Genomic DNA, 21,314 nt, shown 5'->3' on the forward strand with positions numbered 1-21,314 from the left:
GAACAAGTATTTTTGTTTTTAACGCGCCAAATTCGGGGATTGTGCTACTTTCGGCTCTGGCGACGGGCACTTCTTCGGCCCGTAAGCACCCCCTGAATCCTCTGGAGACCCGTGGAAACCCCTGCACACCCGACGCTGACCGTCCAGCCCGCCGCACCAAACCGCGACGCGGCTGACCAGCCCGGACTCCGGCGCTCCATGGGTCCGCGGCACCTGGTGATGATCGCCATGGGCGGCGTGATCGGCTCCGGCCTGTTCCTCAGCTCCGGCTACACCATCTCCCAGGCCGGACCGCTGGGCGCCGTGCTTGCTTACCTGGTGGGCGCTTTTGTGGTGTACCTGGTGATGGCATGCCTGGGCGAACTGGCCATCGCGTACCCGGTGTCCGGCGCGTTCCACATCTACGCCGCGCGGTCCATCGGCCCCGCCACCGGGTTCACCACCGCCTGGCTGTACTGGCTCTGCTGGGCCGTGGCCATCGGGTCCGAGTTCACCGCCTCCGGCCTGCTGATGCAGCGCTGGTTCCCGGACGTCGCCGTATGGGTCTGGTGCCTGGTCTTCGCGGCCGTGCTGTTCGGCTTGAACGCCGTGTCCGCCAGGTTCTTCGGCGAGTCCGAGTTCTGGTTCGCCATCATCAAGGTGGCCGCCATCATCGGGCTGATTGTGCTGGGCGGCGCGGCGCTGTTCGGGTTCCAGCCCCTCGGCGGAGGCGGCAACCACCCGCTCCTGTTCGAAAACTTCGCCACCGAAGGCGGGCTCTTCCCCAACGGGTTCACCGGCGTTTTTATCACCGTACTCGCGGTGTTCTACGCGTTTTCCGGCTCCGAGCTGATCGGCGTGGCCGCCGGCGAAACCAAGGACCCGGCCACCAGCATCCCGAAAGCCATGCGCACCACCGTGATCCGGCTGCTGATCTTCTTTGTGGGCGCCATCGCCGTCATCGCCGCCACCATCCCGTACACCGAGGTGGGCCTGGACGAGAGCCCGTTCGTCACGGTGTTCTCCGCCGTCGGCATCCCCTTCGCGGCCGACATCATGAACTTCGTGATCATCACCGCGCTCCTCTCCGCCGGCAACAGCGGCCTCTTTTCCTGCGCCCGGATGCTCTACTCCCTGGCCGACGAGGGCCACGCGCCCGCCGCGTTCCGCCGCCTCACCCGCCGCGGCATCCCGCTGATTGCCCTCTCCGTGAGCATGGTGGGCGGCGTAGCGTCACTCATCAGCAGCGTGGTGGCACCCGAAACCGTGTACCTGGTGCTGGTGTCGGTGGCCGGCTTCGCCGTGGTGGCCGTCTGGATGTCCATCACCGCCTCGCACTTCTTCCACCGCCGCGCGTTCGTCCGCCGCGGCGGCGACGTTGCGTCCCTCACCTATCGGGCTCCGCTCTACCCGCTGGTCCCGATCCTCGCGTTCACCCTCTGCGTGGTCTCCCTGATCGGGATCGCCCTGGATCCCAACCAAGTGGCGGCGCTGTACTTCGGCGTCCCGTTTGTGGCCGGGTGCTACGCCTGGTTCCACTTCCGGCACGGCAGGACACGGACGACGGCGGCAGCCCGGCCCGGTGCTGACCGCACCGGTGACGGGTAGGACGCAGCCGCCGGCCGCAACCAGCCCACGGCGCCTTCCCGTCCTGCGCCTTCCCCGCCAACGGCATGGCACGTTGCCCATGCTGAAATCACCACGTTTTGGAGTTCGTCCCATGCCCAGCGCCACGTCCCTCTCCCGTCTCCTGGAAGCCCGCGCAAACCTTATTGCCGATGGTGCCCTGGCTACCGAACTGGAGGCACGCGGCTGCAACCTGGACGATCCGCTCTGGTCAGCCAAGGTGCTGGTGGAGCAGCCGCACCTGATCCGGGACGTCCACAGCGACTACTTCGCGGCCGGGGCCGGCATTGCCACCACCGCCAGTTATCAGGCCACACCCCTGGGGTTCGCCCGCCGGGGCCTGTCCGCAGCGGCCGCGCTGGAGCTGGTGGCGCTGTCCGTCAGCCTGGCGGACGAGGCCCGGCGCGGGCACCTGGCAGCGCACCCTGACGCCGGCCCGCTCCTGGTGGCAGGTTCGGTGGGCCCCTACGGCGCCTACCTTTCAGACGGCTCCGAGTACCGGGGCGACTACGTGCTGTCGCCGGCTGCCTTCGAGGATTTCCACCGGTCCAGGATCGCCGCGCTGGTGGATGCCGGCGCTGACGTCCTCGCCTGCGAAACACTTCCGTCGTTTGCCGAAGCGGAAGCCCTGGTGGCCCTGGTCCGGGAGTACGGCGTCGAAGCCTGGTTCACGTTCTCGCTGCAGGACGGCGGGCACCTGGCGGACGGCACTCCGCTGGAAGCCGTGGCCGCCCTCCTTGATGCCGAGCCGCTGGTGGCCGCGGTGGGGGTGAACTGCGTGCCGCTGCGGCTGGTCTCACCTGCCCTCGAAGCGCTGGGCCGCGCCACAGCGACACCCCTGATGGCCTATCCCAACTCCGGCGAGACCTTTGACCCCGTGGCCAAGACCTGGACGGCCGGAACGGATGCCGCCGCTGCTGGTGTGCCGGGCCTGGCCCAGGGCGCAGGAGCATGGCGCGGGCTCGGTGCCCGCATCCTTGGCGGCTGCTGCCGGACCACCCCTGCAGACATCGCCGCCCTGGCGCGGGCCTAGTCCAGCCGTTTGTAGGTGCTCAGGACATTGCCCTTGCTGGTGCGGGACTGATCCGCCAACACCAGGCGCGTAAGCGGGTCGCCGTCCCCGAACAGCCTGCGGCCCGTCCCGGCCACCACGGGATGGGTCATCAGGGTGAGCTCATCGAGGAGGCCGGCAAAAAGCAGTTGGCGGGTGATGGAGATACTGCCGCACACCGCGATCTCGCCGCCTTCACGGGCTTTCAGGCCCGCGACGAAGTCTTCCAGGGGAGCGTCCATCACGGTGGAGTTTTGCCACTCAAGGGGGTCGGCCAGGGTTTTTGAAGCGACGAACTTTTCCACAGGATTGATGAAGCCGGCAAAGTCCTCGTCCGCCGATGCCGTGGGCCAGTAGCCCGCCCATTCCTCGTAGCTCACCCGGCCCAGGACCACCGTGTCCACGGTTTCCATCATCCGGCTCAGGCCCTGGCCAAGCTCCGCGTCAAAACTGTCGAACTGGAACTTGAAAGGATCGGAAACCACGCCGTCCACGGAATGGAACAGGCCTGCTGTGACTTTGCGCATCGGTGCCTCCAAAGGCGTCAAGGGACCCTGATCCGGCCCTGGTCCTACCGTATTCCGCGGGCCGTCCGGAGGGAAGGATCCGGGGTGGGCGGGCAGGGCAGGAACCGGGCGAGAAAAGTATCCAGTTATGTTCATCACTCGCCACGGCGTCTTGCGCTGTATTCGTCACCCGCGGCCCCATACTTGAAATGAACGGCGTTCGCCGAGCCCCGGCCAGGCAGGAGGAAAATGCATGGAAACCCTCAAGAAGATCGTGACCAACCAGTATTTTCCGGCCGCCGCGGTGCTCACTGCCGTGCTGGCCTTCTGGGCTGTAGGGCTGCTGGGCGGACTCTCCCTCCTGCACAACAACCAGCCGCCGCTGGCAACGCTGACGTGGCTCCTTTTTGTGTACTTCGCAGCGGTGCTGTCGCCGTTGGCCGGACTACTGGCCGCCGCGAGCCTGATCCGCCGCTGGCGCCGCAACCGCGCCGCGTTCCAGGCGCTGGAACGCGCGTCAGCCCCGGCGTCATCCGACCGGACCGAAGCTCCCGCCAAGGCCGCCACTTCGAAGCCCGCAACCGCCGCCAGGAACGCGCAGGCAACGCCGCCGCAGCAGCACACCCGGCCTGCGCCGCCGCGGCAGCCCACGCAGGGCGCCGCCAAGCGCCCGGCACCCGCCGCCGGTGACGCCGACAAACACCCCCACCAGCCCGGACGCAAACAGGCCGCTTAGGCGGACCGGATAACAACCAGCCCGGCTACTCCCGCTGCTTCAGCGCGGTGAGCGCCGCCTCGGCATGCCGGACCGCCTGCACCAGCCGGGATCCCGGCTCCGGCAGGGAAAACAGATAGCCCTGCAGCGTGTCGCAGTCCAGGGCCGTGAGGTAGTCGGCCTGGGCTGCCGTTTCGACGCCCTCCGCAGTGACTGTCAGGCCCAGGCTGTGGGCCATGTTGATCATGGAGCTGAGGATGGGCAGGCGTTCCAGGCCGGTCCGCACCATGGAGACGAAGGACTTGTCGATCTTTACGGTGTCCACGGGAAGGTCCTGCAGCCTGCCCAGGGAGGAATAACCGGTGCCGAAATCGTCCAGCGCCACCCGGGCGCCGGCGTTCCGGAGGGTGCCCAGTTGCCTGATGAGGGCGCAGTCGTCGTCGAAAAACACGCTCTCGGTAACCTCCACCACCAATTGGTAGGCTGACACGCCGCTGGCCTCCGCCAGGCTCAGTACCTTTTCTGCGAAATCGGACTCCTGCAGTTGCACAGCCGAAACGTTCACGGCCAGCGACCTGGCGGGGTCCTCGCTGAGCCAGCCCGCCAGCTGCACCATGCTCAGGGCCATCACCTCGATGCCGATCTCACTGATCAGGCCCGTGCGTTCGGCGAGGGGGATAAAGACCGACGGCGGCACCCGCTCCCCGGCGCGGGTCCACCGGGCCAGGGCTTCGACTTGAACCACCTGCCCCATGCGGTGCGAGACAATCGGCTGGAAATCGACGCTGATCTCGCCGCGGGGAACCGCGAGCCGCAGGCCGCCTTCCATGTCGGTCCGCTGCACCAGCGCCGTCATCATGTCCGGGTGGAAACGCAGGAACCGATTCTTGCCTGCAGCCTTGGCCGCGTACATGGCAATGTCCGCCTGGCGCAGCAGCTCGGAGGGGCCCAGCGTGTCCTGGCTCTTGGAGGCCAGGCCCAGGCTGAGGCTGGGCCGCAGCAGCGTGCCGTGGATTGTCACCGGGACGTGCAGGCAGCGGACGATGCATTCGGCGATCTCATCCGCGTCGGGGCTGGCGGTCAGCAGCACCACAAATTCGTCGCCGCCCAGCCGGGCCACAACCTCGGCGGTGGGTACGCAGCCCCGGAGCCGGCGTGCCACCTCAACGAGCATGTCGTCACCGGCCTGGTGCCCCAGGATGTCGTTGACTTCCTTGAAATCGTCCAGGTCCAGGAGGAGGACGTCCACGGATTTCAACCGGGGCTCAGCCAGGGCCACGGCCAGGGCATCATTAAAAACTGCCCGGTTGGCCAGCCCGGTCAACGGATCCTGGAAAGCCATGGCCCGGAGTTTTTCCGTTTGCGCTGCCAGGTCGAGCATTGCCTGCTGCGCCTGCTCCTGTGCCTTCCGGCGCGGAGTCACATCCCGGAAGCTCCACACCCGTCCCACGATGCCCTGGCCCACCCGCTGCGGCCTCGAATACCGTTCGAAGGTCCGGCCGTCCCGGAAATCCACCACATCGTGGCTTTCTTCTTCCGGATTGTCGTCCAATTCGTTCAGGCGACCCATAAAGGCTACGGGGTCAGCGAGTTGCCCCACGATGATCCGCATGATGGGTTCCTCGCTGTCGCCCTGGAGGAGCTCGGGCGGTATGCCCCACATGGTCAGGAAATTGTCGTTGTAGCCCGCCACCCGGCCCTCCCTGCTCATCACCAGGATCCCGTCAGCGGTGGATTCCAGCGTCGCCGTGAGCAGGGACATGGCCTCGCGCAGATCGGCGTTGGTGGCGTGCCGGTGGGTTGTATCCCGCACCGAGACCAACAGCAGGGGCCCGTCCGGGTGGCCACCGCCGGCACCCGTGTCCGCCGGAACCGGAGACCCGGCCACCTCTGCGTGGAAGGCAGTGCCATCGCGGCGGAGGGCCTGCGTCTCCAGCAGCGGCGGGTGGTTGGGGGAGCCGGCCCCGGACCGGCCCAGGATCTGGGCCAGTTCCTGCTGGAAGCCGGCGCCGAGCAGCGCCTCGACAGGGAGTCCGCTCAATTCCTCCGGGCTGTATCCGAACAGCCGCGAGGCGGCGGCGTTGGCCAGGGTCACGGTTCCCCCGCCAGTAAGCGCCAGCAAGGCATCCGGACTGGCGTCAAGCATCGCGCCGAACATCCGCACTGCCACATCATTGGCGTGACCTGATCCGGCCATGACACCACCCCCTCGCACATCATAAAACCAATTTCCACAAATGTGCGGCGATGTGCGGAATCGGTTTCCCGGTTGTTACACCCCACCGCGGCCATGAACCGCTGCAATGGCAGGAACGGAAGCCAGTACAGGACACAAAAATGCCGCCCTCCGAAAGGGGGACGGCATCTTTGTGTTTGTGGTGGGACCCGGGCTGCTAAGCCCGGCTGCGTCCGCGGTTGGCCACAGCGCCGTAGACCAGGAGCACTACGATCGAGCCCAGGATGGCGAGCAGCCAGGTGCGGATGTCGAAGAATTCTGCCAAGCCGCCGCCAAAGATCAGCGATCCGATCCAGCCGCCCAGGAGGGCGCCCACAACGCCGAGGACCAGGGTGACCACCCAGCCTCCGCCTTGGCGCCCGGGCAGGATTGCCTTTGCGATGGCGCCGGCGATCAAGCCCAAAATGAGAAATCCGAGAATACCCATGTTGTCACTCCTTAATCAGTAAGTTGTGCCGGGTCCCCACTACCGGTTCCCTCATTCAATCAGCGTGCTTACTTTCCTGCAAGACCCTGAATATCACAGGATGGCTGTCAGTTTGCGGTCGGAAACTGCCCGGGGAGCTGCCGACGGGAGCGGTGGCGCCCCCGGCGCGTCATCCGGGCGTGGATAGGATGGAGGGTCCCCGCCACCTATTGAGGAGCTCCGGCATGTCCAGCCAGCCAACCGTCCGTACCCGTGCCGTTTTCCTTGATATCGACGGCACTTACGCTGAGCACGGACTGGCTCCCGAGGCCCATGTGGACGCCGTCCGCGCCGCCCGGCGCCTGGGCCACCTGGTGTTTGTCTGCACGGGCCGGCCGCTCTCCATGGTCCCCGCACGGATCCTCGACGCCGGCTTCGACGGGACCGTGACGGGTGCCGGCGCCCGCGTGGAAGTGAACGGCGTGGTCCTCCGGGACACCCGCTTTAACCCGGATCTGGCCCGGCGACTCGTGGAAATCCTCGACGCCAATGACGTTGCGTACATCCTCGAAGCCCCGGAATCCCTCCATGGCCGCACAGGTGTGGACCAGCGGCTGCGGAACGTTCTTGGTCCGGTTTTCGCCGAACGGCACAACTCCGGCTCCGGCCAGGATTCCGCCGAGGACCCCCTGGAAGACATCCTCGGCCCCATGCAGTACGGCGATGACCTGCGGTCCGAGTCCTTCGCCAAAATCTCCTGCTTCGACTCACCCGTGCCCCTGCGCACCCTCCTGGCAGACTTCGGAAATGAGGTGGGACTCATCCCCAGCTCCCTGTCCGCGCTGGGCGAGGGCGCAGGCGAAATCTTTATGACCGGCGTGCACAAGGCAGTGGGCATCCAGGTGGTGGAAGCCCATCTTGGCCTGGACCGGGAGGACATTGTGGCCATCGGCGACAGTGCCAACGACATCGAAATGCTGGCCTATGCCGGAGTGGGCATCGCCGTGGAAGGCGGCCACCCGGACGTCCTCGCGGTCGCCGACAGGTTTACGCCCGGCCCCGACAGCAACGGCGTAGCGCTGGCCTTCGCCGAGCTGGGCCTGTTGGACTGACGCGGAGGCCCGGCCCGCTCAGGCGGGCAACCGCCTGCTGCCCCACTGCTTCGGCGCCCCGGCGCTGACCGCAGGCGAGGCAGTCCCTGCCTGGACGTCGTCGTAATGGCGAACCAGTTCGGCGCACAGGACGGGCCACGTCCGCGCCTGGACCGAGTCGTGGGCCGCGGCCCCGAAGGCGCGGCGCTTGGCGTCGTCGCCCATCAGGTCCTGGACGCGGGCGCGCATGCCGGCCAGGTCGCCGGGTTCATACAGCCACCCGGTCCGGGAATTTTCCACCAGGTCCAACGGCCCGCCCCGGCCCGTGGCCACCACCGGCACACCGGAGGCCATGGCCTCCTGGATGGTCTGGCAGAACGTTTCGAATTCGCCGGGATGGACAAAGAGGTCGAAGGACGCCACCGCCCGCGCCAGGTCGTCCCCGCCCAGGAATCCTGTGAAGACCGCTGCGGGCAGAGCCTCCTCGAGCGCGGCCCGCTGGGGCCCGTCGCCCACCACCACCAGGCGGGTGTTGGGAATTCCGGCCAGTGCGGCCAGGTCCTCCACCTGCTTCTCCATGGCAAGCCTGCCCACATAGCCGATGATCCGCTGCCCGCCGGGGGCCACCGAAGCCCGCCACCCGGCGTCGCGCTTCTCTGGCGAAAACCGGGCCGTGTCAACGCCGCGGCGCCACATCTGCACCCGGGGAATGCCCCGGCCGCGCAGCTGGTTCAGCGCAAAAGTGGACGGCACCAGGGTGCGGGTGGCCAGCAGGTGGATGTTCTCCACCCGGTTCCAGGCCCAGTTCTCCAGGAACGGAACGCCGTACCGGCCCGCATAACTGGGCACCTCGGTCTGGTACACCGCCACCGTGGGGATGCCCAGCTGGTGGGCCGCCTGCGCTGCCCGCCAGCCCAGCACAAACGGCGACGCGAGGTGGACCACGTCCGGGGCATACTCGGCAAGGATTCTCTTGACCCGGTATACACCGCCCATGGCCACCCGGACGTTCGCGTACCCCGCCAGCGGGACCGCTGGCAGCCGGTGGACCGCAGCGCCCTGGACCTCCGCAGGCGCCTGGGCGTCCGGGGTGGACGGGGCGATGACCAGGACGTCGTCGCCCCGGTCCTGGAGATGGTCCAGCACCCGCAGGATGGAGTGCGTGACTCCGTTCATCAGCGGCAGGAATGATTCGGCAACAATTGCGATCCTCACCCCTCCACGGTGGTGGCCGGCTCTGGCCTGCCGGGGGAGACGGCGTAGCCCGCAGGGAAAGCTTGGGTGAACAACCCGGGTTCCCCCCGGGCCTGCCGGCGGGTGGGGTTCCCTTTTTCTACTAAGCATGCTTACTGTAGAGGGCAAGCAATGAGGCCTCAAGCAGCCGGGGTCGGACCCCGGCGCTGGACTCCGGCGCCGGGGACAACCACTGCCGGGCATCTGCCGGGCGCAGGCAAGGAGACCCATGCTCGCGAGGGAAGACATTGAAGGACTGCTCAGCCGGGGCGGCCATGTTGTAAGTGCTGATGGGACCACCATCGGTTCCATCGGCCAGCTTTATGCCGACGATGACACCGGCGAACCCACCTGGGTCACCGTCAAGACCGGCCTTTTCGGCACCTCGCAGTCTTTTGTTCCGGTCGAGGGCGCGCGCAGCGAGGACGGCAACCTGGTGGTTCCTTTCTCCAGGGACCACGTGAAGGACGCACCGCGCGTCGAGGCGGACGGCCACCTCACACCGGAGGAGGAGGATCGGCTGTACACCCATTACGACAGGGAAGTCCGCACCTACTCGGATGTGCAGGACACCACCGTGGAAGCAGTGGACCTCCAAGGCGATGCCGACTTGAACGCGGGCACCCCCACTGCCGGCATCGGCGCAGAGCCGCCCGCGGCAGTTGCACCCTCCCGCGCGGCACGGCTGCGCAGGTACGAGGCGCCGGACCGCCGCGACGGCGACGGCCGCGCCTGACCGGTTCCATCCAGGCCGGCGGGGTTCCTGCTATTGGGGGCGTCGGCCTGGCTGGTCAGTGGAATAACGACGCCGGGAGCACCCGTGTGGTGCCCCGGCGTTTGTTATGCCCGGGCCGGGTCTGCCGTGGCGCGCCTGTCGTTCACCGGCGCGGGCTGCCCGGCGTGACACCATGGAACACGATGAAACTGCGCGCTGATCAGACCGGAGACCGTGGCCTACCCATGCCCTTATGGCTGCAGGGTGTGCTGGAATCGGTGCAGGCCGCCGTCATCTCCGCGCTCGCGGTGCTGGCCCCCATCGTCGCCGTCTGGGCCACTGCGGGTTTTCGGAACGGGCAGCCTGATGTTCTGGCCCGCCTGGCCGGACAGTCCTGGCTCCTGGTCCACGGTGTGCCGCTGAAACTGGTGGGCGTGGGGCAGGATGCAGCGGCCACCGGGGCCAGCGGGATCCTCAGCCTGGTGCCGTTGGGCCTGACCCTTATTCCCTTCCTCCTGGCCTGGCGCGCCGGCCGGCGGCTGGCGCGCGCCTCCTACACTGACCAACTGTGGCAGGCGCTCCTGGGCTCGTGGGCTGTCTATTCCGTCTTCGGAGCCGCGACGGCCTTTGTGTGCCGCACGCCCGACGTCGTTATTAATCTCTGGCACGCCATGCTGTTCCCGCTGATCCCTTTCGCCCTGGGCATGATCATCGGGGCCCGGCGCGAGGCGGGATCGTGGAGCCGGCTCATCGGTGTGGACGCGGTGGACTGGATTTCCCGGACCAGCCAGCATTCGCGCTGGGCGGGCTCATACCTTGCGTCCGCCGCCAAGGCAGGCGTGGTGGGCGTCCTGATGGCGCTGTCGCTGTCGGCGGTGCTGCTGGCCGTGGACCTCTTTATCCACTGGAACCTGGTGGTGACCGTCTACGAGGCGCTCGACGCCGGTGTGGTGGGCGGTGCGGCACTCACCATCGCGCAGCTCGGCTACCTCCCCAACCTGGTGGTGTTTGCGCTGTCCTGGACCTCCGGGGCGGGGTTCGCCATGGGTGCCGGATCCCAGGTGGGCCCGCTGGCCACGGCCGTGGGGCCGCTGCCCTCGGTTCCGGTGCTGGCCGCGATTCCGGCGGGCGGGCTGGAGTTTGGCTTCGTGGCGCTGATGGTTCCCGTGCTGGCCGGTGTCCTGGCGGGCTGGTGGTTCCTCCGCGAAGGTGAAAACCACTTCGACGAATGGCTGTCCATCAAAATCCGTGCCCGCTGGTTCACGGCGTCGGCATCCACGCTGGTGCTGGGCCTGCTCGCCGGGCTGGCCGCGGGACTGCTGGCCATGGGGGCCGCATTCCTGGCGCGGGGCTCAGCCGGACTGGGACGGCTGACCGACATTGGGCCTGACCCGCTGTGGACGGGAGTCTGGGTGGCCGCCGAGGTGGGGATGGGCGTCGTGATCGGTTACGCGGCCGGACCCTGGCTGGAACGCGGGCAGACGGTGCCGGAGCACAACGCGCAGCTGGTGCATTAAGCCGGTGCTGGTGGCGGCTGTCGGGTGCCGGCTGCCGGGTGCCGGCTGCCGGATCAGGGTGCGCCGGGAAACGCATCCTGAAGCTGCACCATGCAGGACGAATGCGCCTGGTCCGTCAGGGCCCGTCTCTCGCAGGCCTGGTAGTCGCTGACGTCGCCGTAGAACAACGCAGTGACCATGATCACCAGCGCCATCACCGCTGAAACCACCAGCCCCGAGATGGCACCAAACATCACCAGCCTGGATTGCCGGTACTTCGCCTCCCGGACCAGCAGGACGATGCCCAGGGCAATGCTTGCCGCCGTGAGGATGGCGGTCAGCCAGAGGTAGCCCACATCCAGCTGGTACACGAAGTAGGCCCCCAGCACGGAGACAATAAACATCCGGAACAGGGACCGGGTCCTGGCCAGGGAGGCCTTGGCTGCCTCACTGAGCGGGGCCTTCGTTTGCTGGGGCCCGCCTGGATCCGGTGTGCTGTTCATGTTTTCCAGCCTACGCGAGCGTGCCCATAAGCTAGTCCCATGCGTATCGTTGTCCTCGTTTCCGGAACCGGGTCCAATCTCCAGTCAGTCATAGACGCGGTTGAAGCGGGGGAGCTCGACGTCGACATTGCGGCGGTGGGAGCCGACCGGCCGGGCACCTACGGCGTTGAACGCTCCGCAGCCGCCGGGATCCCCACGTTTGTGGTGGATTTCAAAGCGCACCCGGACCGCGCGGAATGGAACGCTGCCCTGACCGAAGCGGTGGCCGCGTTCACCCCGGACATCGTGGTGTCGTCCGGCTTTATGCGGATCGTCAGCCCGTCCTTCATCGACGCGTTTGAAGGCAAATACCTGAACACGCATCCCGCCCTGCTGCCGGCCTTCCCCGGTGCGCACGGCGTCCGGGATGCCATGGCCTACGGGGTCAAGGTCACCGGCTGCACTGTCCACTGGGCCGACGCCGGAGTGGACACCGGCCCCATCATCGCGCAGGAAGCCGTGGCCATCGAGGAAACCGACACCGAGGAAACCCTGCACGAGCGGATCAAGGTGGTGGAGCGCCGATTGCTGGTGTCCACGCTGGCAACCCTCGCTGCGCCCTCCCGGACTGAATAGCCCCCTCTCTCCCAACTGACTCGCAGTTGTTGTCGTTTTGAGCCCTCAAAACGACAACAACTGCGAGTCAGTTGGGTGGGGGACTGCATGCCTGTGGATAACTCCGGAACCGTCCCACCCGGTTTGCCATCATGAAGGGGTGAAGACTCCCCGTCCGTTGCCGGCGCAGCTTGATCTGGCCGCGTTCACCTTCCAGGAAGCGGTCGACGCCGGCGTCAGCTTCAGGCGGTTGCGGCACGTATCGCTGCACTCGCCCAGCAGGGGTATCCGGGTGCCCAGTGGTGGCCCGCGCACGGGTCCGGCCTGCGGAAACACACTGGAAGATGTGCGTCCTTTTTCGCAGGTGACCAGCTTCTCCGCCGCATCACACGCCACCGCCTTTGTACTCTGGGGGTTTCCAGGGTTCCTGCCGGGGTCCAAGACCGGTCTCATCCACATTTCGCGGCCGGACACCATGGCGATCGTTCGAAGGCGGGGCGTGGTTGGCCATGTTGGCCAGTTTTTCGACGACGAAATCACCAACCTGAACGGGCTCTTGATCACCACGCGGCTTCGGACATGGCTGGACTGTTCACGGCGGATGAGCGTTGAGGAGATCACTGTTGTGGCCGATCATCTGGTGCGTCACCCGCGGCCGGAGTTCGAAGGACGCACGGAACCGTATGCCACTGCCGGAGGTCTGGCTGAGATGCTGGACCGGCACAAGGGAACTCCCGGAATCCAGAAGGCTCGGCTGGCGCTGGAGCGGTCGAGGGTGGGATCGGATTCCGCGCAGGAAACGCGGCTGCGGCTGGCATTGGAGGACGCAGGACTGCCCGAGCCGGAGTTGAACGCGCCCACGGACTTGGGCTTCGGCGTCGTCCGCCAGCCCGATCTGTCCTATCCCGAGTACAAGGTGGCGGCGGAATATGAGGGCGAGGGGCATTCCGACGCCGCGCAGATAGTCCGGGACATCGCCCGCGAAGAAGATTTCAGCAGGGCCGGATGGCTGCTGATGCGCATCTCCAAACGCCACATGCGCCACGAGGCGGGCGCCGCCGTCCGCAAGGTCCGCGCCGCGATGCTGGATAGGGGCTGGCCCGGGACCTAGACCCAACTGACTCGCAGTTGTTGTCGTTTTGGGGGCTCAAAACGACAACAACTGCGAGTCAGTTGGGAGGGGAGGGGTTGGGGGGGAGGAGGAGGGAGGGGTCAGTCCAGCCGGCGCTGCTTGGTCTCCGGCGACGAGAACGCCATCCACACCACTGCGAGCACAATCAGTCCGCCGGCCAGGGCGAAGGAGGTCGCGAGGCCCAGCTCCGGCCAGAAGTAGTTCGCGAAAATGAGCGGGCCGAAACCGGCGCCGAGCCGCGAGAACGTTGACGCCCAGCCGAAGCCCGTTCCCCGCAGCTCCGTAGGATACAGCTCGGACACGTACGCGTAAAGGACCGGAATAGCCACCTGCACCACAAACCCGAACACCAGCAGCCAGAACACCGCGGCCGTGGGAATGTCCACCACAAACGCGACAATCACCAGGGTCAGGGCTGACAGCGGGCCGGTGATGGCCAGGATCCACTTGCGGCCCACGCGCTCCACCAGCAACGCCGCCACAATAACGCCAAGAAGTCCGACGGCGGCCATGGACGCCGTGGTCACAAAGGCCTTGTACTCGGCGAACCCGGCCTGGATCAGGATCCGGGGCATCCACGTCAGGGACAGGTAGTAGACCAGCAGGATGCTGAAGAACAGGGACCAAGCAGTCGCTGTGATCTTCCAATTGAACTGCCACACCGCCCGGAGCTGGTGCCAGGCGCTGCCGGCGGAAAGCCGCGGCACATCCTGGGCCTCGGGCAGGCTGTAAGCCCGCGGCTCCGCCCCGGTGGCCGCCACCAGCCCGTCAATCACCTTGGCAGCTTCGTCGCGGCGACCCTTCCGGATGAGGAACAGCGGGGACTCGGGGACACTGCGCCGGACCCAGAACACCAGCAGGGCCGGGAGCACCATCACCAGCATGGTCAATCGCCAGTCGCCATAAAGGGCCACCAGTCCGGCCGAGACAAAGCCGGCCAGGGCGGCACCCACCGGCCACCAGCCGTCCATCGCGGTGAGCACCTTGCCGCGTTGCTTGCGTGGGGTGAACTCTCCCACCAGCGCGTAATCCACCGGAATGCAGCCGCCCAGGCCAAACCCGGCCATGAACCTGAAGATGCAGAACCAGATGAAGTCGGGGGAGAACGCGCCCAGCACCGTGAAGATGGAGAAGATCAGCAGCGTGGCGGTGAACGCCTTTTTACGCCCGATGGTGTCCGCGATGGTTCCCCAAACGAAGGCGCCGACGGCCATTCCGATGAGGTTGGACGTGCCCACCCACGCCACCTCGCCGGCGGACAGGGCCCAGTGTGTTGAGAGCAGCGGGATCAGGATCCCGTTGAGGGTCACATCCCAGGCGTCGAACATAAAGCCGAGGCCACCGATCACGAAGATCCTGCCCTGGACTTTCCAGCGCCAGGGCAGTTCCTGGACCACCTGTTCGCCGCTGGGCACAGTGGTGTAAGTATTCATTGCAGCCTCCTGGGAAAACCATAGCGCCGCCCGCTGACGTTCACACTGCCGGCGCCACGCGGAGCAATCGCCGCTTCGCGATAAACTGGCGGTATCCCCACCAACCGCGGCACTGTTCCGCGAGAAAAGACGGAGACATCTGTGAGCTTTACGCAGCATGAGCGCGTGTCCATCGACCGAGTCCCCATCCGCCGGGCCCTGATCTCGGTCTACGACAAGACCGGCCTGGAGGAGCTCGCCGCCGGCCTGCACGCAGCCGGCGTGAAGCTGGTGTCCACCGGTTCCACCGCCAAGAAGATCGCCGCCGCCGGCATCCCCGTCCAGGAGGTCGAGGAAGTCACCGGTTCGCCGGAGATGCTTGATGGCCGCGTCAAGACCCTGCACCCGCGCGTGCACGGCGGCATCCTCGCCGACCGCCGCGTCCCGGCCCACATGGAAACCCTCGCAGGCATGGAAATCGAGGCCTTCGACCTGGTGGTGGTGAACCTCTACCCGTTCGTGGAGACCGTCAAGTCCGGCGCCGCGCAGGACGACGTGGTGGAGCAGATCGACATTGGCGGACCAGCCATGGTGCGCTCGGCAGCGAAGAACCACGCCGCCGTCGCCATTGTTGTTGACCCCACCTTTTACGGCGCCGTGGTCACCGCCGCGGCTGAAGGCGGCTTCGACCTGAAGACACGACGCCGGCTGGCCGCCAAGGCGTTCGCGCACACCGCGTCGTACGACACCGCCGTGGCCAGCTGGACGGCCAGCCAGTTCCTGGACGAGGACGGCGACGGCATCATCGACTGGCCCGCCTACGCCGGCCTCTCGCTGGAACGCTCCGAGGTACTTCGCTACGGCGAAAACCCGCACCAGCAGGCAGCCCTGTACGTGGACAAGGCCGCCCCGGCCGGCATCGCCCAGGCCGAGCAGATCCACGGCAAGGCAATGAGCTACAACAACTTCGTGGACGCCGATGCCGCCCTCCGCGCAGCGTTCGACTTCACCGAACCGGCAGTGGCCGTCATCAAGCACGCCAACCCGTGCGGTGTCGCAGTGGGCGGGGCGGACGCCGAAGATCCCATCGCCGACGCCCACGCCAAGGCCCACGCCTGCGACCCCGTGTCGGCTTTCGGCGGCGTGATTGCCGCGAACAGCACCGTCACCGCCGGCATGGCCCGGACAGTGGCCGGCATCTTCACCGAGGTGGTCATTGCCCCGTCCTTCGAGCCCGAAGCCGTGGAGATCCTCTCCAAGAAGAAGAACATCCGCTTGCTGGCCCTGCCGGAAGGCTACGGCCGCTACCCGTCAGAAATCCGCCAGGTATCCGGCGGCGTGCTGGTGCAGATGGCCGACAAGGTGGACGCCGACGGCGATAACCCCGCCAACTGGACCCTCGCAGCAGGTGCGGCAGCAGACGAGAAGACACTCGCCGACCTCGCCTTCGCCTGGACCGCCTGCCGTGCAGCCAAGTCCAACGCGATCCTGCTGGCGAACGACGGCGCGGCCGTCGGCATCGGCATGGGCCAGGTCAACCGCCTGGACTCCTGCCGCCTCGCCGTGGAGCGGGCCAACACGCTGGGCGTCACCGTTGACTCGGATGTCGACGGCGCCGGCGGAGCCTCAAACGCCGATTCCACCGGCGCCCCGCAGCGAGCCCGCGGTGCGGTGGCAGCGTCGGACGCGTTCTTCCCGTTCGCCGACGGCCTGCAGATCCTGATCGACGCCGGCGTCCGCGCCGTGGTCCAGCCCGGCGGCTCCGTCCGTGACGAGGAAGTGGTGGCAGCGGCCAACGCCGCCGGCATCACGATGTACTTCACGGGTGCGCGGCACTTCTTCCACTGACATGAACGACGGCGCCCGCCCCCTTCTCAGGGGACGGGCGCCGTCGCTGCTTAATCAGTCCGCCTCAGGAGCCGGGGTGCGCGGCGTCCGGATCAGCATCATCCGGGGCCGGCCGCCGCAGGTCCGGGGGAGTTGCCTCCGCCATCCGCTGCTCCGTCCAGTACGCGAGGATCTCCCCGGCTGACTGGCTCACGTCGCTGTGGCTGACGGTTTCCGGGTGGGCCGGGGTCCGGTCAGGATGCTGCCGCGGTGGCATACGTCTGCTGGATCACGGTGCCCCAGTACGGGCCGTACATTTTGGTGGAGTTCTGGCCGTAGCCGTAGCTGTTGACGGAGTTCTGCTTGCCGGTGGAGCTGCTGCCCACAAACCAGGGGCCGCCTGAGGAACCGCCGGTCATGTCGCAGGGGATGCCCTGGGTGGTGCCGCCGGGGTTGACGGTGTCGTTCGTGGCGGTTCCAGCGCAGCTCTTGAGGGTCTGGCCGTTGAACGGGGAGGCGGCCGGGTAACCGAAGGCCTTGTAGGTCAGCCCGCGGGCGGCGTTGAACTGGACCCCGGAGGCGCCCACGGTGTCGGCGAGGGTGCGGCCGTTGAGCGGGGAGACCACGGCGAAGCCGGTGTCGTACTGGATGTTGCCCTGGCCGGTCCACTGCGCGGGGGCGTAGAGGGCCTTGGCCGCCCACTTGCCGTACGGTGCGGCGCCGTTGTTGTAAGCGGGAACAAAAACGAAATTGGTGACAAACGCGCCGGGGCCCTCGTTGAGGCAGTGGCCGGCGGTGGACACGGTGCTCTTGTTGGTGGCTGCCACGGAGTTGCCGGAGCACACGTAGTTCTGGCCGCCCTGGGTGAAAAAGATCTTGCCGATGTGGGCCACGGGGGATTCGCTGGCGGCCTTCAGGACCGGGGTCTTGGCGGCAAGGGGTTCGACGGAGGTGGGAGCGCCCTTTGCCACCAGCGCACGGTCCAGGCCAAGGGAGCGCTGCACTGCGCGGTTGGCCCGCTGGTCCGCAGGGACGGCGGTCAGCATCCGGTCGGCGGTCCAGTAATCGGCTGCGCCTGCGGACTCGACGGCGGTGCCGGTGACGGAAGGGGCTGACTTGTCCTCGGCGGGAGCCGGGGCAGCGGTGGCTGATCCTGCGGCGCTGAGTGCCAGAATGGCTGCTGCTGAAAGGCTCAGGAGGCTGGTGGCCAGAGACTTGGTGCGAGTCATAGTTGTCCTGTCTGAACGTTTGGGCCGGCCCGTGGGGTTGGGCCGGTGTGACTTAGGGAACATATCCGGATATGACAAGTTTGTAAATAGTAGTGACATCTCATGTATTGCTCGTGGGTGGGCTATGCCGGCCAGCGCACGACGGCGGCCGGGCACCCGGGTGCGTGCCGCCGTCGTGCGTTCTCCATCGCTGCAGTCCGGCTCACCGCCGCGGTAACGCATAGGTCCCGGTAGGGTTCAAACCCGCGTCCTCGGGTAAGTTGTACTTGGTGAAATAGACAAAAATTTCACAACCAAGCCGACCTTCAGGGAGACGCCCGCGCATGTCCAAGATCATCTACACCCACACCGACGAAGCGCCGATGCTGGCTACCTATTCGTTCCTGCCCATCATCGAGGCGTTTGCTTCGACTGCAGGTGTGGAGGTGGAGACCCGCGACATTTCGCTCGCCGGCCGCATCATCGCCGTGTTCGGTGACTACCTGACGCCGGAGCAGCAAAGCGGCGACGCCCTCGCCGAACTTGGCGAACTGGCGAAGGCGCCGGAAGCCAACATCATCAAGCTGCCCAACATCAGCGCCTCCATTCCGCAGCTGAAGGCCGCCATTGCAGAGCTGCAGGGTCAGGGCTACGCGCTGCCGGATTACCCGGACAACCCCTCCTCGGACGAGGAAACCGCCGTGCGCTCGCGGTACGACAAGATCAAGGGCTCCGCTGTGAACCCGGTGCTGCGCGAGGGTAACTCGGACCGCCGCGCGCCCCTGTCCGTCAAGAACTACGCCCGCCAGAACCCGCACTCCATGGGCGCCTGGAGCCCCGACTCCAAGACCAACGTTGCCACCATGGACGAAAACGACTTCCGCTCCAACGAGAAGTCCGTGGTGATCGGCGAGGACGGCACCATCGCCATCCAGCTGGTCCGTGAAGACGGTTCGGTCAAGGTCCTGAAGAAGGCTTTCCCCGTCCTGGCCGGCGAGGTCATCGATGGCACCGTGATGCGCGCCGCCGCCCTGGACGAATTCCTCAAGGCCCAGGTGGCCCGCGCCAAGGAAGAAGGCGTCCTCTTCTCCGCGCACCTGAAGGCCACCATGATGAAGGTCTCCGACCCCATCATCTTCGGCCACGTGGTGAAGGCTTACTTCTCGGAACTCTTCGAGACCTACGGCAAGCAGCTTGCAGCTGCCGGCGTGAGCCCCAACAACGGCCTCGCCGCCATCCTCAGCGGCCTGGACGACCTGCCCGCGGACGTCCGCGAAGGCGTCCAGAACCTGATCACCAAGGGCCTCGAAGACGGCCCGGCGCTGGCCATGGTGGACTCGGACAAGGGCATCACCAGCCTGAACGTCCCCTCTGACATCATCGTGGACGCATCCATGCCCGCCATGATCCGCAGCTCCGGCCACATGTGGGGCCCGGACGGCCAGGAAGCCGACACGCTGGCAGTCCTCCCGGACAGCTCCTACGCCGGCATCTACCAGGTTGTCCTGGACGACTGCCGCGCCCACGGCGCCTACGATCCCACCACCATGGGCACGGTCCCGAACGTGGGCCTCATGGCGCAGGCCGCCGAGGAATACGGCAGCCACGACAAGACCTTCGAGCTCCAGGAAGCGGGAACCGTCCAGATCGTCGACGGCGCCGGCACCGTCCTGATCGAACACACCGTTTCCGAAGGTGACATCTGGCGCGCCTGCCAGACCAAGGACGCCCCGATCCGCGACTGGGTCAAGCTGGCCGTCACCCGCGCCCGCGCTTCCCAGACGCCCGCGGTGTTCTGGTTGGACGAAACCCGCGCGCACGATGCCAACCTGATTGCCAAGGTCAACGAGTACCTCAAGGACCACGACACTGACGGCCTGGACCTGCAGATCCTCTCGCCGGTCAAGGCCACCGCCTTCACCCTGGAGCGCATCCGCAAGGGCGAGGACACCATCTCCGTCTCCGGCAACGTCCTCCGCGACTACCTCACGGACCTGTTCCCCATCCTGGAACTGGGAACCAGCGCCAAGATGCTCTCCGTGGTGCCGCTGATGAACGGTGGCGGACTCTTCGAAACCGGCGCCGGCGGATCGGCCCCGAAGCACGTCCAGCAGCTCATCAAGGAAAACCACCTGCGGTGGGACAGCCTGGGCGAGTTCCTGGCCCTGGCCGTCAGCTTCGAGCACCTCGCCACCACCACGGGCAACGCCCGCGCGCAGGTCCTGGCCGACACGCTGGACCGCGCCACCGGAACCTTCCTGCTGGAAAACAAGTCGCCCAGCCGCCGCGCCGGCGAGTTGGACAACCGTGGCAGCCACTACTTCCTGGCCCGCTATTGGGCTGAGGAACTGGCCAAGCAGACGGCCGACGCCGACCTGGCCGCCTCGTTCAGCGCCATCGCCGGGGAGCTCTCCGCCAAGGAGGAAACCATTGTGGGCGAGCTCGCCGCAGTACAGGGTTCCGCAGTTGACGTGGGCGGGTACTACCACCCGGACAGCGCCAAGGCATCCGCCGTGATGCGGCCGTCCGCCACGCTCAACAAGGTCATTTCCACGCTGAACTAACCTTCACGCCCTGCTGAAGTGGCGCCGTCCCGGACCGGGGCGGCGCCACTTTTTGTTTTTTTGTTGGTGGGATGGATTGGCCTGGCTTGATTTGGCGCTGGCGGCTTCCGTTAGGCGTCTGCCGTCTGCCGTCAGGCGGCGACCGGCTGGCGCGTCCGGCCCGGCTGGAGGGTCACGCCGACGCCGGCCGCCACCACCAGTGCCACGCCCAGCAGTGCAATCAGCCCCGGAGCCTGGCCCAGCACCACAAAGCCGACGGCGGCGGCGATGGCAGGTTCCAGGCTCATCAGGGTGCCGAACACGGAGGCTTTCAGGCGGCGGAGGGCCAGCAGTTCCAGGCTGAACGGGATCACCGGCATCAGCAGGGCCAGGCCCGCGCCCACCAGCAACAACTGCCAGTCAAGGTGGGCGAAGACGGCCGGCCCCACCACCACGGTGGCAGCCACAGCGGCGACGGGCATCGAGACGGCCAGCGCCTGGAGGCCGCTGACCTCGTCGCCGGCCTTTTGGGTGAGGAGGATGTAGCCGGCCCAGCAGGCCGCGGCGCCCAGCGCCATCAGCACTCCGGCCAGATCGGTGCCGCCATGCCATGGTTCGGTCAGGGCCAGCACGCCCACGGCAGCAACCACGGCCCACCAGCGACCTGCTGTCCTGCCCCTGATGACGGCAACGGACAGCGGCCCCAGGAATTCCAGGGCGCTGGCGGTGCCCAGCGGAATCCGCACGGCCGCCGCCATAAACAAAAGTGTCATGCCGGCGGTGACGACTCCCAGCGCCACGCAGGTGAGCAGGCCCGACCGGGTGAACCGGGAGCGCCACGGTCGGGTGAATGCCACGAGGATCACGGCGGCCCAGGCCAGCCGCAACCACGCGACGCCGTCCGCGCCCAGCCTGTCGCTCAGTCCGATGGAGGCTGCCAGTCCGAGCTGGACGCAACACATGGCTGCGCCAGCCATTGCTGTTCCGGTCCGGGCGCTGGTGTGTTCTTTGTGTGTGCTGGGCATCCGTCCAGTAGACCGG

Annotated in this window: 19 protein-coding genes; 10 read left to right on the plus strand and 9 right to left on the minus strand. The window is 67.0% G+C overall.

Annotated features, from left to right (window positions below; genetic code table 11):
* Positions 1–135: 135 nt before the first annotated feature.
* Together QRN07_RS08870 and mmuM are read left to right on the plus strand one after the other, a co-directional pair.
* Positions 136–1,587: an amino acid permease gene (locus tag QRN07_RS08870; protein ID WP_157407628.1), complete on the plus strand. Its 1,452-nt coding sequence runs from the start codon at positions 136–138 to the stop codon at positions 1,585–1,587.
* A 112-nt stretch (positions 1,588–1,699) separates the two neighbouring features.
* Complete coding sequence (mmuM, locus tag QRN07_RS08875) at positions 1,700–2,638, plus strand: homocysteine S-methyltransferase (RefSeq protein WP_285240888.1); 939 nt, start codon at positions 1,700–1,702, stop codon at positions 2,636–2,638.
* Here mmuM and QRN07_RS08880 read toward each other — a convergent pair.
* Positions 2,635–3,183 carry a dihydrofolate reductase family protein gene (locus QRN07_RS08880; RefSeq protein WP_285240889.1) on the minus strand — a complete coding sequence of 183 codons (549 nt, stop codon included), beginning with the start codon at positions 3,181–3,183 and terminating at the stop codon, positions 2,635–2,637. The two genes, mmuM and QRN07_RS08880, sit on opposite strands and share 4 nt — an antisense overlap.
* Before the next feature lie 232 nt (positions 3,184–3,415).
* Between QRN07_RS08880 and QRN07_RS08885 the strand changes: the two genes are divergently transcribed.
* Entirely contained in the window at positions 3,416–3,898 is a 483-nt protein-coding gene (locus QRN07_RS08885) for a hypothetical protein (protein WP_056597859.1), read from the plus strand.
* A 25-nt stretch (positions 3,899–3,923) separates the two neighbouring features.
* On the opposite strand, the gene QRN07_RS08890 is transcribed toward QRN07_RS08885, so the two are convergent.
* Together QRN07_RS08890 and QRN07_RS08895 are read right to left on the minus strand one after the other, a co-directional pair.
* Positions 3,924–6,074, minus strand: a complete 2,151-nt coding sequence (locus tag QRN07_RS08890) for an EAL domain-containing protein (RefSeq protein ID WP_285240890.1) — start codon at positions 6,072–6,074, stop codon at positions 3,924–3,926.
* A 196-nt stretch (positions 6,075–6,270) separates the two neighbouring features.
* Positions 6,271–6,540 (minus strand): GlsB/YeaQ/YmgE family stress response membrane protein, encoded by a 270-nt coding sequence (locus QRN07_RS08895; protein WP_050684852.1) that lies wholly within the window; start codon positions 6,538–6,540, stop codon positions 6,271–6,273.
* Positions 6,541–6,764: 224 nt separating this feature from the next.
* On the opposite strand from QRN07_RS08895, the gene QRN07_RS08900 reads away from it, so the two are divergent.
* Complete coding sequence (locus tag QRN07_RS08900; RefSeq protein ID WP_285240891.1) at positions 6,765–7,631, plus strand: HAD hydrolase family protein; 867 nt, start codon at positions 6,765–6,767, stop codon at positions 7,629–7,631.
* 18 nt (positions 7,632–7,649) lie between these two features.
* On the opposite strand, the gene QRN07_RS08905 is transcribed toward QRN07_RS08900, so the two are convergent.
* A complete protein-coding gene (locus QRN07_RS08905) occupies positions 7,650–8,825 on the minus strand; it encodes a glycosyltransferase family 4 protein (protein ID WP_285240892.1) in 1,176 nt (391 codons plus the stop codon).
* A 247-nt stretch (positions 8,826–9,072) separates the two neighbouring features.
* Here QRN07_RS08905 and QRN07_RS08910 point away from each other — a divergent pair, with 247 nt between their 5' ends.
* Positions 9,073–9,579 (plus strand): PRC-barrel domain-containing protein, encoded by a 507-nt coding sequence (locus QRN07_RS08910; RefSeq protein ID WP_285240893.1) that lies wholly within the window; start codon positions 9,073–9,075, stop codon positions 9,577–9,579.
* Positions 9,580–9,761: 182 nt separating this feature from the next.
* Positions 9,762–11,075 carry a cell division protein PerM gene (locus QRN07_RS08915; RefSeq protein ID WP_285240894.1) on the plus strand — a complete coding sequence of 438 codons (1,314 nt, stop codon included), beginning with the start codon at positions 9,762–9,764 and terminating at the stop codon, positions 11,073–11,075.
* Positions 11,076–11,128: 53 nt separating this feature from the next.
* On the opposite strand, the gene QRN07_RS08920 is transcribed toward QRN07_RS08915, so the two are convergent.
* Entirely contained in the window at positions 11,129–11,557 is a 429-nt protein-coding gene (locus tag QRN07_RS08920; RefSeq protein ID WP_050684857.1) for a hypothetical protein, read from the minus strand.
* 39 nt (positions 11,558–11,596) lie between these two features.
* Here QRN07_RS08920 and purN point away from each other — a divergent pair, with 39 nt between their 5' ends.
* Entirely contained in the window at positions 11,597–12,172 is a 576-nt protein-coding gene (gene purN, locus QRN07_RS08925) for a phosphoribosylglycinamide formyltransferase (RefSeq protein ID WP_285240895.1), read from the plus strand.
* A 157-nt stretch (positions 12,173–12,329) separates the two neighbouring features.
* Complete coding sequence (locus QRN07_RS08930) at positions 12,330–13,262, plus strand: endonuclease domain-containing protein (protein WP_285240896.1); 933 nt, start codon at positions 12,330–12,332, stop codon at positions 13,260–13,262.
* Between the two features lie 101 nt (positions 13,263–13,363).
* Here the strand turns inward: QRN07_RS08930 and QRN07_RS08935 are convergent, their stop codons facing one another.
* A complete protein-coding gene (locus QRN07_RS08935) occupies positions 13,364–14,716 on the minus strand; it encodes an MFS transporter (RefSeq protein WP_056597872.1) in 1,353 nt (450 codons plus the stop codon).
* A gap of 141 nt (positions 14,717–14,857) precedes the next feature.
* Between QRN07_RS08935 and purH the strand changes: the two genes are divergently transcribed.
* Positions 14,858–16,543, plus strand: coding sequence for a bifunctional phosphoribosylaminoimidazolecarboxamide formyltransferase/IMP cyclohydrolase (gene purH, locus QRN07_RS08940; protein ID WP_285240897.1), 1,686 nt, complete (start codon positions 14,858–14,860; stop codon positions 16,541–16,543).
* 64 nt (positions 16,544–16,607) lie between these two features.
* Here the strand turns inward: purH and QRN07_RS08945 are convergent, their stop codons facing one another.
* Together QRN07_RS08945 and QRN07_RS08950 are read right to left on the minus strand one after the other, a co-directional pair.
* On the minus strand, positions 16,608–16,736 hold the full coding sequence (locus tag QRN07_RS08945) for a hypothetical protein (protein ID WP_268760268.1): 129 nt from the start codon (positions 16,734–16,736) through the stop codon (positions 16,608–16,610).
* A 40-nt stretch (positions 16,737–16,776) separates the two neighbouring features.
* Positions 16,777–17,751 carry a trypsin-like serine peptidase gene (locus QRN07_RS08950; RefSeq protein ID WP_285240898.1) on the minus strand — a complete coding sequence of 325 codons (975 nt, stop codon included), beginning with the start codon at positions 17,749–17,751 and terminating at the stop codon, positions 16,777–16,779.
* 323 nt (positions 17,752–18,074) lie between these two features.
* On the opposite strand from QRN07_RS08950, the gene QRN07_RS08955 reads away from it, so the two are divergent.
* Positions 18,075–20,294, plus strand: a complete 2,220-nt coding sequence (locus tag QRN07_RS08955; protein ID WP_050684865.1) for an NADP-dependent isocitrate dehydrogenase — start codon at positions 18,075–18,077, stop codon at positions 20,292–20,294.
* 131 nt (positions 20,295–20,425) lie between these two features.
* Here the strand turns inward: QRN07_RS08955 and QRN07_RS08960 are convergent, their stop codons facing one another.
* Positions 20,426–21,298 carry an EamA family transporter gene (locus QRN07_RS08960; RefSeq protein ID WP_050684866.1) on the minus strand — a complete coding sequence of 291 codons (873 nt, stop codon included), beginning with the start codon at positions 21,296–21,298 and terminating at the stop codon, positions 20,426–20,428.
* Between the last annotated feature and the right edge of the window lie 16 nt (positions 21,299–21,314).

The organism is Pseudarthrobacter sp. MEB009 (assembly GCF_030208875.1).
In the GTDB taxonomy this organism is placed as follows: domain Bacteria; phylum Actinomycetota; class Actinomycetes; order Actinomycetales; family Micrococcaceae; genus Arthrobacter.